At 72.5% G+C, this 8,730-nt stretch carries 10 protein-coding genes; 7 read left to right on the forward strand and 3 right to left on the reverse strand.

The features are described from left to right. Nucleotides 1-9: 9 nt before the first annotated feature. The 6 genes from G9H71_RS13325 to G9H71_RS13350 all read left to right on the forward strand — a co-directional run bounded on the left by G9H71_RS13325 (nt 10) and on the right by G9H71_RS13350 (nt 5,516). Nucleotides 10-1,041, forward strand: coding sequence for an ABC transporter substrate-binding protein (locus G9H71_RS13325; protein WP_166282604.1), 1,032 nt, complete (start codon nt 10-12; stop codon nt 1,039-1,041). After that, nucleotides 1,038-1,823 carry a class I SAM-dependent methyltransferase gene (locus tag G9H71_RS13330; RefSeq protein WP_166282606.1) on the forward strand — a complete coding sequence of 262 codons (786 nt, stop codon included), beginning with the start codon at nt 1,038-1,040 and terminating at the stop codon, nt 1,821-1,823. Before G9H71_RS13325 ends, G9H71_RS13330 begins: the two co-directional genes overlap by 4 nt. Next, nucleotides 1,795-2,865 (forward strand): FecCD family ABC transporter permease, encoded by a 1,071-nt coding sequence (locus tag G9H71_RS13335; protein WP_166282608.1) that lies wholly within the window; start codon nt 1,795-1,797, stop codon nt 2,863-2,865. Before G9H71_RS13330 ends, G9H71_RS13335 begins: the two co-directional genes overlap by 29 nt. After that, nucleotides 2,862-3,638 carry an ABC transporter ATP-binding protein gene (locus G9H71_RS13340; RefSeq protein ID WP_166282610.1) on the forward strand — a complete coding sequence of 259 codons (777 nt, stop codon included), beginning with the start codon at nt 2,862-2,864 and terminating at the stop codon, nt 3,636-3,638. The genes G9H71_RS13335 and G9H71_RS13340 overlap by 4 nt, the downstream gene beginning before the upstream one ends. 91 nt (nt 3,639-3,729) lie before the next feature. Then, nucleotides 3,730-4,740 (forward strand): permease, encoded by a 1,011-nt coding sequence (locus G9H71_RS13345; RefSeq protein ID WP_331272970.1) that lies wholly within the window; start codon nt 3,730-3,732, stop codon nt 4,738-4,740. Next, nucleotides 4,737-5,516 (forward strand): TIGR03943 family putative permease subunit, encoded by a 780-nt coding sequence (locus G9H71_RS13350; RefSeq protein ID WP_331272971.1) that lies wholly within the window; start codon nt 4,737-4,739, stop codon nt 5,514-5,516. Before G9H71_RS13345 ends, G9H71_RS13350 begins: the two co-directional genes overlap by 4 nt. Before the next feature lie 219 nt (nt 5,517-5,735). Here the strand turns inward: G9H71_RS13350 and rpmF are convergent, their stop codons facing one another. Genes rpmF through rpmB form a run of 3 tightly spaced genes read right to left on the reverse strand, consistent with a single transcriptional unit; the run spans nt 5,736 to nt 6,468 of the window. Next, entirely contained in the window at nt 5,736-5,897 is a 162-nt protein-coding gene (rpmF, locus tag G9H71_RS13355; protein WP_166282612.1) for a 50S ribosomal protein L32, read from the reverse strand. Nucleotides 5,898-5,926: 29 nt separating this feature from the next. Continuing rightward, nucleotides 5,927-6,232 (reverse strand): 30S ribosomal protein S14, encoded by a 306-nt coding sequence (gene rpsN / locus G9H71_RS13360; protein WP_166282614.1) that lies wholly within the window; start codon nt 6,230-6,232, stop codon nt 5,927-5,929. Next, nucleotides 6,232-6,468, reverse strand: a complete 237-nt coding sequence (gene rpmB, locus G9H71_RS13365) for a 50S ribosomal protein L28 (protein ID WP_166282616.1) — start codon at nt 6,466-6,468, stop codon at nt 6,232-6,234. The genes rpsN and rpmB overlap by 1 nt, the downstream gene beginning before the upstream one ends. Before the next feature lie 362 nt (nt 6,469-6,830). Between rpmB and G9H71_RS13370 the strand changes: the two genes are divergently transcribed. Then, on the forward strand, nt 6,831-8,730 hold a 1,900-nt coding region (locus G9H71_RS13370; protein ID WP_196792071.1), incomplete at its 3' end, for a choice-of-anchor M domain-containing protein.

Raw genomic sequence — 8,730 nt, forward strand, 5'->3', positions numbered from 1 at the left:
CTTCAGCACATGAAAACCGTTGCCACCAGAGCGGCCGCGGTCGTCGCATGCACCTTGGTGCTCACCGCCTGTGGTGGGACCGACGCCGCGGCGCCCGCTGGCACTGCAGCCTCCTCGGCGGCGGCGGGCTACCCCGTCACCATCTCCGACGACTGCGGCCGCGACGTCGTCCTCGACTCCGCCCCCGAGCAGGCCGTCACGCTGGAGCAGGGCGCGACCGAGATGCTCCTCAGCCTCGGCCTGGCCGACCGGATGGCGGGAACGAGCTACCTCACGGACCCGGTCCTTCCCGCGCTGCAGGCCGACTACGACAAGGTTCCCGTGCTCGCGGCGCAGTACCCGGCGCCCGAGGCCCTGCGCGCGCAGGAGCCGGACTTCCTGTACTCCATGCTCCCGTCCGCGTTCACCGCCGACGTCGCCGGCACGCGTGACGAGCTCGCCGAGCTCGGCGTCCCCGCCTACGTCTCCCGGATGAACTGCGAGGACCCGAAGCTGAGTGCCCCCTTCAGCTTCGAGGGGCTGTTCCGGGAGGTGCGTGACGTCGCAGCCGCCTTCGACGTGCGGGACCGCGGCGAGCAGCTCGTCCGCACGCAGCAGGACAAGCTGGACGCGGCCGCTCAGGCCGCGGCCCAGGTCGAGGGCGAGCCGAGCGTCGTCTGGTTCTACTCCACCTACAACGGCACGCCGATCGTGGCCGGGCCGGGCGGCGTACCCGACGCGATGGGCGACCTGCTGGGCGCCCGCAACGCCTTCGACGACCTGGGCGGCAGCTGGGTCGAGGCCTCGTGGGAGGAGATCGCCGACCGCGACCCCGACGTGATCGTGCTCGCCGACCTGACCCGGGGCAAGCCCGGCGACAGCGCCTCGGACAAGCGGCAGCTCCTGGCCGCGGACCCGGTCGCGTCGAAGCTGACCGCAGTGCGGCAGGACCGGCTCGTCGCTCTTCCCGGCTCGGCTCTCGACGCCTCGGTGCGCAGCGCCGATGCCGTCGCCCAGCTGGCATCCGCCATGGCAGACATGAGCTTCGGAGGTACGAGATGAGCCTTGTTCCCACGCAGACCCGCGCCGAGGGCCCGGCTGCAGCGATGCTGCGCCGTTGGGACGACCAGCAGGCGGCGTACATCTCTCGTCGTGAAGAACGTTTCGCGATCATGCTCGACGTGGTCGAGGCGACCGTCCCGGCCGACGGGCTCGTCCTCGACCTGGCGTGCGGGCCGGGCTCCATCAGTGCACGGGTCGCCCAGCGCTTCCCCCGCATGCGGTGCCTGGGCGTCGACTACGACCCCGCCCTGCTCGCGCTCGCCCGGGACTGGGCCGCTGAGGGCGGGCACGACGACCGGGTGCACTTCGCCGATGTCGACCTCTTCGACCCCTCGTGGCTGTCCGTCCTGCAGGGTGAGGCGCCCCACGCGGTGCTCAGCTCGACCGCCCTGCACTGGCTGCCGGGTGCCGTGCTGGCCCGCCTCTACTCCGATCTCGGCGGAATCCTGGAGCAGGAATCGGTATTCCTGAACGCAGACCATCTGAGGGCGCCCACCGGCCGGGAGCTGTTCACCACGCTGGCAGCGGCCGATGACGAGCGGACCCAGGCGGCGGCGCATGCCGGCGGCGTCGACACGTGGGACGCCTGGTTCGACGCCCTCGCCGACGACCCCGAGTACGCCACAGCGCTGGCCGAGCGCGAGAGCCGGTTCGCCGACCGCCCGCGGAACCCGGACCTCAGCCTGGGCTTTCACGTCGAGGCCCTGCGCGTCGCCGGGTTCCGCGAGGCGGGGCCGATCTGGCAGCACTTCGATGACTACGTCGTCCTCGCTCGCCGCTGAGCCCACCGCTCTGCTGGTGGCCGGGCGCAGCCGCTGGCTGGGCCCGGCCGTCCGGCTCGGGGCGGGCGTCGGGCTGCTCCTCGTCTCCTGCGCGGTGGCGGTGTGCATCGGAGCCGCCGACCTGAGCGTCGAGCAGGTCGCTCGCTCCGTCGCGGCCCACCTCGGGCTCGGAACCAGCCCGCTCGCGCCGCTTGCGGACTCGGTCGTGTGGCAGCTGCGGCTGCCGCGGGTCCTGCTGGCGGCGGCGGTGGGCGCGGCCCTCGCGCTCTGCGGGTGCGTGCTCCAGGCGTTGACGCGCAACGTGCTCGCCGACCCGTACCTCCTCGGCATCTCCTCGGGCGCCTCGGCCGGCGCGGTGGCGGTCCTCCTGCTGGGGCTCGGAGCCGCTACCGTCGGCCTCGCCGGAGGAGCGTTCCTCGGCGGTCTCCTGGCGTTCGCGCTCGTGGTGCTCCTCGTCGGCTCGGGCGTCGGCACCTCCATCACCCGCGTCGTGCTGACCGGGGTCGCGGTCGGCCAGTTGTTCGCAGCTGTGAGCGCGCTGCTGCTCATGGCGAGCGGGGACGCCCAGACGGTGCGGGGGGTCACCTACTGGCTGCTCGGCTCGCTGTCGGGAGCCCGCTGGAGCTCCGTCGCCCTCGTCGTGGCTCTGGTCGTGGTCGGCGGGCTCGTCCTCTGGTCGCGGTCGGCCGCCCTCGACGCGTTCACCTTCGGCGCGGACGCCGCCGCCTCGCTCGGCGTCGACGTCGCGCGCACCCGGTGGCTGCTGTTCGTGACAACGGCACTCGTCACCGCGGGGGCAGTTGCGGTGTCGGGAGCGATCGCCTTCGTGGGGCTGGTGCTCCCGCATGCCATGCGCCGGCTGGTCGGCACTGCCCACGCCCGCCTGCTGCCGACGTCCGCCGTCGCCGGAGCGGTCTTCCTGGTGTGGGCCGACGCCCTCGCCCGTTCGGCCTTCGCTCCTCAGGAGGTGCCCGTCGGGGTCGTCACCGCTCTGGTCGGCGCGCCGGCTCTCCTGCTCGTCCTGCGCAGCGTGGCCCGGTGAGCGCCCTCGCGGTCGAGGGCGTCAGCTGGTCCGCCCAGGCCCGGCGGATCGTCGACGACGTCTCGCTGCGCGCCGAGCCGGGCTCGCTCGTCGGCCTGCTCGGCCCGAACGGCTCGGGGAAGTCCTCGCTCCTGCGCTGCATCGCCCAGCTGCGCCGACCGGACGGGGGCCGGGTGGCGTACGACGGGAGCGCGGCCGACAGCTTGCACCGGCGTGCGCTCGCCCGGGCCGTCGCTGTCGTCGACCAGGAGGCATCCACCGAGGTGGACGTGCGGCTGCGCGACGTCGTCGCGTTGGGGCGGGTGCCGCACCGGGACCGGTGGGGCGGCCTGACCGCCCGCGACGAGGCCGCGGTCGAGCAGGCGATGGGGCAGGTTGGGGTCGGCCACCTCGGCGACCGCCGGTGGAGCACGCTCTCCGGGGGCGAGCGGCAGCGGGCGCACCTCGCCCGGGGGCTGGCCCAGGGGGCGCGCTGCCTGCTGCTCGACGAGCCGACCAACCATCTGGACGTGCGCCACCAGCTCGAGCTCTTCGAGCTGCTCGCCGCGCTACCCGTGACCACGGTCGCCGCGCTGCACGACCTGCCACTGGCCGCGCGCTTCTGCGACCGCGTCGTGGTGCTGATGAGCGGCCGGGTCGTCGCGGACGGCCCTCCGGTCGAGGCGCTGACGCCGGCGTTGATCGAGCGGGTCTACGGCGTACGTGCCGCCGTCGCGGCGACGGGCGCTGCCGGGTGGAAGGGGGTGGAGGTCACCTACCTCGGGCTGGCCTGAGGACCTCTTCCAACTGAATGCGATTGTCACGGCCAGGTTTCGGCTGGGCGTAACCCTCGCGGAGGCCCTTCCGGCTCTGTAGCGTGCCCGCGTGAGCACTCAGGTGAGCGCGACGACGGCCCCTGCCCCGGGGCCCGAGCGCCCGCGGCGGCGGCTGCGGATCGGCTCGGTCGAGGTCGTGGCGATCGGGGTGGTGCTGGTCGTCATGGGCCAGCGCTTCGTCGTCGACGCGATCGAGGACGCGCCCGCCCTCGCGACCTGGGCCACCATCTTCGTCTCGATCTGCATCCAGGCGCTGCCGTTCCTGGTCCTGGGAGTGGTCCTCAGCGCCGCGCTCATGGCCTTCGTGCCCCCGAGCCTCATCGCGCGTGCGCTGCCGCGCAGCCCTGCCCTGTCCGTGCCGATGGCCGGGGCAGCGGGCGCCGTGCTGCCCGGGTGCGAGTGCGCCTCCGTCCCCGTCGCGGGCAGCCTCGTGGCCCGGGGCGTGGCGCCGGCGGCGGCGTTCGCCTTCCTGCTGGCCGCGCCGGCGATCAACCCGGTCGTCCTCGTCGCCACGGCGGTGGCCTTCCCCGGAAAGCCCGAAGTCGTCTTCGCCCGACTGATCGCGTCCCTCGCCGCCGCCATCGTGATGGGGTGGCTGTGGGCCAGGTTCGGCAAGGCCGAGTGGCTGCGGCCCCCACGCCGGCCGTCGACCGGTGAGGGCAAGCTCGCCGTCTTCCGTGACTCGGCCCAGCACGACCTGCTGCACGCGGGCGGCTTCCTCGTCGTCGGCGGCCTGCTCGCCGCGACGATGAACGTCGTGGTGCCCCGGTCCTGGCTCGACGCGGTGGCGGACCAGCCGGTCATCTCGGTGCTCGCGCTCGCGGGCCTGGCGGTGATCCTCGCCATCTGCTCGGAGGCGGACGCCTTCGTCGCCGCGAGCTTGTCGCAGTTCTCGATGACGTCGCGGCTCGCCTTCCTCGTCGTCGGCCCGATGGTCGACGTCAAGCTCATCGCGTTGCAGGCCGGCACCTTCGGCCGGTCCTTCGCGGTGCGCTTCGCCCCGGTGACGTTCGTCGTCGCCGTGACCTCCGCCGTCCTCACCGCCTGGTGGCTGCTGTGAACCGCGAAGCCCAGAGCATCGTCGTCACCCTGCTCGGCGGGGCGCTCCTGCGCATCTCCCTGAGCGACCTCTTCATGCGCTACGTCAAGGAGGCGATGCAGCCATTCCTCATCGCCTCGGCGATCGTGCTCCTCGTCATCGGGCTCTACCCCGTCGTCAGCGAGCTGCTGTGGCCGCGGAAGGCGGTCGCCGGGGCCGCGGACGCGAGCGAGCTGAGTGCCGCGGGCGAGGGCGCCGCGACACTGGTCGAGACGGGCACGGCCGTCCACGAGGGTCACGGCCACGAGCACGGCGGGCCTCGGATCGCCTGGCTCCTGCTCCTCCCCGTCCTGGCGATCTTCCTCGTCGCCCCGCCCGCCCTCGGCTCCTACGCGGCCTCCCGCAGCAGCGTCGCCGTGCCCGAGTCCACCAACAGCAACCTGGCCGCGCTCCCCGAGGGTGAGGTGCCGCTGACGTTGGTGGAGTACGCCAACCGCGCGGTGTGGGACGACGGCCGCACCCTGCAGGGGCGGACGCTCGAGCTGACGGGCTTCGTGACGCCGGCGACCGACGGGAAGTCGTGGTTCGTGACGCGCATGATGATGTCGTGCTGCGCAGCCGACGCGTCGGCCGTCCTCGTCGAGGTGCAGGGTGAGCCGGCACCGGAGAAGGACACGTGGGTCACGGTGCGCGGCACGTACACCACCTACGCCGGTGCGAAGGAGGCCGGGGCGGCCGTCATCGCCGCTGCGTCCGTCGAGCAGGTCGACCAGCCCGCGGACCCGTACGAGGGCTGAGCCGCCCGGCAGGCCGCTCGATCACTTCGGGCTTCCGGGCCCGAGCGACGGCCGGACGGCCCTGGGCGCGGGGACAGCGCGGTCAGGTGGGCTGCGCGGCAGACCTGAAGTTCGACTCGCGAATCAGGTGCCGCACGAGGAGCGCCGGTCTGCGCCGAGGGCCGGCGCTCCTTCCTGCCTTGACCTCTGGACGTCAGGGTGACCTGACAGGGCAAAGCCCTACTCGAGCAAGCCCAGCTGGTACGCCTTGACGAGCCGGCGAGGCACCAGAAGCTGCTCGCCTCGAACGACTACCGGCACCAGGTCGGGTGGCGTCGCCCTCCATTGGGCTCGGCGGCTGCGGGTGTTGCTGCGGGACATGCGGCGCTTGGGTACGGCCACGGGTCACCCCTCTTTCGTCGTCAGGATCGTCACCAGCTGGACTTCGTGATGCCTGGGAGCTCGCCGCGGTGCGCCATCTCCCGGAACCGGACGCGCGACAGGCCGAAGCGGCGCAGGTGCCCTCGCGGGCGGCCGTCGACCGTGTCGCGGTTGCGCAGCCGCGTCGGGCTGGCGTCGCGGGGCTGTCGCCGGAGCTCGGTGAGCGCATTCGCACGCTCCGTCTCGCTGCTCGCCGGCGACCGGAGGATCTCCTTGAGCTCCTCCCGGCGGGCCGCGTAGCGCGCGACGACCTCTCGGCGCTGCAGGTCCCGCGCGATCTTGCTCCGTTTCGCCATCAGACGGGCTCCCCACGGGCAAGGATCTCGCGAACGACCGCGTCGATGCCGCGGCGGTCGATGGTCTTGATGCCCTTGGTGCTCACGCGGAGCGTCACCTTCCGCCCGAGGCTGGGCACCCAGTAGGTCTTGCGCTGGATGTTGGGGTCGAAGCGGCGCTTCGACCGGCGGTGAGAGTGCGAGATCGTGTTCCCGAAACCGGGTTCACGTCCCGTCACCTGGCAGTGGGCCGACATGGGCTCCTCCTCTGGAGTTCGGCGCGGTAGCGAGTTCAGAGCCGCGCCCAGTGCTCCCCGGGACGAGCGCTCACGGTGCGCCGGCAGGGAAGCGGAGGGCGGTCCCGCCAGCGGGCGGGGCGCCTCCTGCGCAGCAGGCGAGGGACGCCGGGGTCGCGTCGCGGTGGGACTGTCATGCCGTCAGTGTAGGACAACGACAACCGTTGTCATCTAGGCTCAGTGCTGAGAGGCCCCCCGACGGGAGGCCTGCTCCCTCTCGCATCTCCGCCAGTTCCCCACGACATGCCGCTCCTGCTGCGGCGGAAGGGAGACCCATGCACGTCAAACGACGATCCCGGGCTCTGCTCGGAATGACCGGTCTCATGGCTGTGCTCGCGTCGGCGCTGCCGGCCACGGCGTCGGCCGCGGAGGCCGCACCGCCCGAGAGCCAGGCAAAGCGGGTGCTGTCCAAGGTTCACACCGATGCCATCGCGGTGTTCTCCGAGACGGGCCAGCTCGTGCTGGGCACGAAGGCCGACGTCGACGGTGTCTTCGGCAAGCGCCTGGACCCCGCCTCGACGATCTTCAACGTCGAGGAGGAGACCCGGCTCCAGGTGCCGGACAACGCGCAGTACGCCTTCCTTGGCGCTGCCGGTTCCGACGTGTGGATCGCACCCGAGACGAACCCTGGTGGCACGGTGCTGTGGCCGGGCTTCAACACCGAGGCCGTCCCGAGCGGCCTGCTGGACGGCAATCGCGTCCAGATCAACCTGACCAACGTGACCGGCCCGGGCACGGTGAACCTCTTCCAGACCCCGTTCACCGGGCCGCGCCGGCTGCTGTCCAGCCAGGGCGACGCCTACCGCACGTACGCCCTCTCCGCCGGGCAGCACGTCCACGCCAACTGGGCCTTCTCCGCTAGTGGGACGTACGTCCTGACCGTGACCGCGAGCGGGACCGTCGGCGGGGCCCCGGTCTCCTCGGCGCCGGTCGACTACACGTTCCACGTCGGGGCGATCCAGCCGGCGGCCGCGACGGCGACAACCCTGTCGGCGAGCGCGTCCGCCGTGACCGCGGGCTCCCCGGTGACGCTCACCGCGGCCGTGTCCCCGGCGGCGGCCACCGGCTGGGTGGAGTTCTTCGACGGCAGCAGCAGCCTGGGCCACACCGCCGTCACGGACGGCGTCGCGGCGCTCACCACGTCCGCGCTGCCGCTGGGCGCGCGGACGTTGACGGCGACCTACACGCCGACCTGGACCAACGAGTTCTCCTCGTCGACCTCGGCCGCGACCACGGTGACCGTCCGGAATGCCGACACCGGCGTGCTGGTAGTCGAGGGCGTCAAGGCCTCGTACTCGGCCGGTGAGACGCTGCGTGCACGGGCCGCCGGCATCACGCCGGCAGAGGACCAGAGCTTCCGCTGGATCATCGAGCCGGTCGCCGGCGGCACGAGCTACGTGATGGCCGACGTCGGCGAGGCGCCCTACGCGGAGCTCGTGCGCGAGCTGACCACGTCGTACGACGGGTGGCGCATCTCGGTGGAGTTGCGGCAGGGCAACCGCACCCTGCAGGAATCGGCTGCCGTCCCGCTCGTGGTGGCAGGCCCGAACGTCGGATCGGGCGCGCCGCTCACGCTCGCCGGGCTGGCCGGGTCATACCTCGAAGGCGAGTGGGCCGAGCTGACCGCCACGCACGCTCCGCTGCAGGAGGGCCAGGCGTACCGCTGGGTCATGCGCAACCCGCGCACCTCGGCGGTGTGGGAGCCGACGAGCACGTGGTACGGCGACAGCTTCACGGGGACCAACCCCTTCAACGTCTACGTCCAGAACTTCGGCTGGGTCGAGCTCGCGCTGCAGATCGTCGATGCGGACGGGCGAGTCGTCGCCCAGTCCGCGTCGTTCACCCCGACGGTGAAGGAGCGCGAGCTGCTGCTCTCCGGCAAGCAGACGGTCTACCGCGCGGGCCAGGCCATCCGGCTCAGTGCTGAGCTCTACCCGGCGGACGAGCGCTTCCGCTGGCAGTGGTCGCTGCTGAAGCCCGGTGGGACGGAGCTCCAGGTCATCGAAGGAGCGACGTCGTCGACCCTCGACCTGACCGCGGACATGTCCCTCGACAAGGCCCAGGTCTTCGTCTCGGTCCTGGAGCCCCGCGGTGGGCAGTGGGTACGGTCCGCGTCGACCACCCTCGCGGTGACGGACGCGGCGCCGTCGGACCCGGTGCTCTTCTTCGACGCCCTGTCCGGCCACTACCACCAGGGTGGGACGATCGCGTTCACGTTGAACG

It is taken from the genome of Motilibacter deserti (assembly GCF_011250635.1).
GTDB lineage: Bacteria > Actinomycetota > Actinomycetes > Motilibacterales > Motilibacteraceae > Motilibacter_A > Motilibacter_A deserti.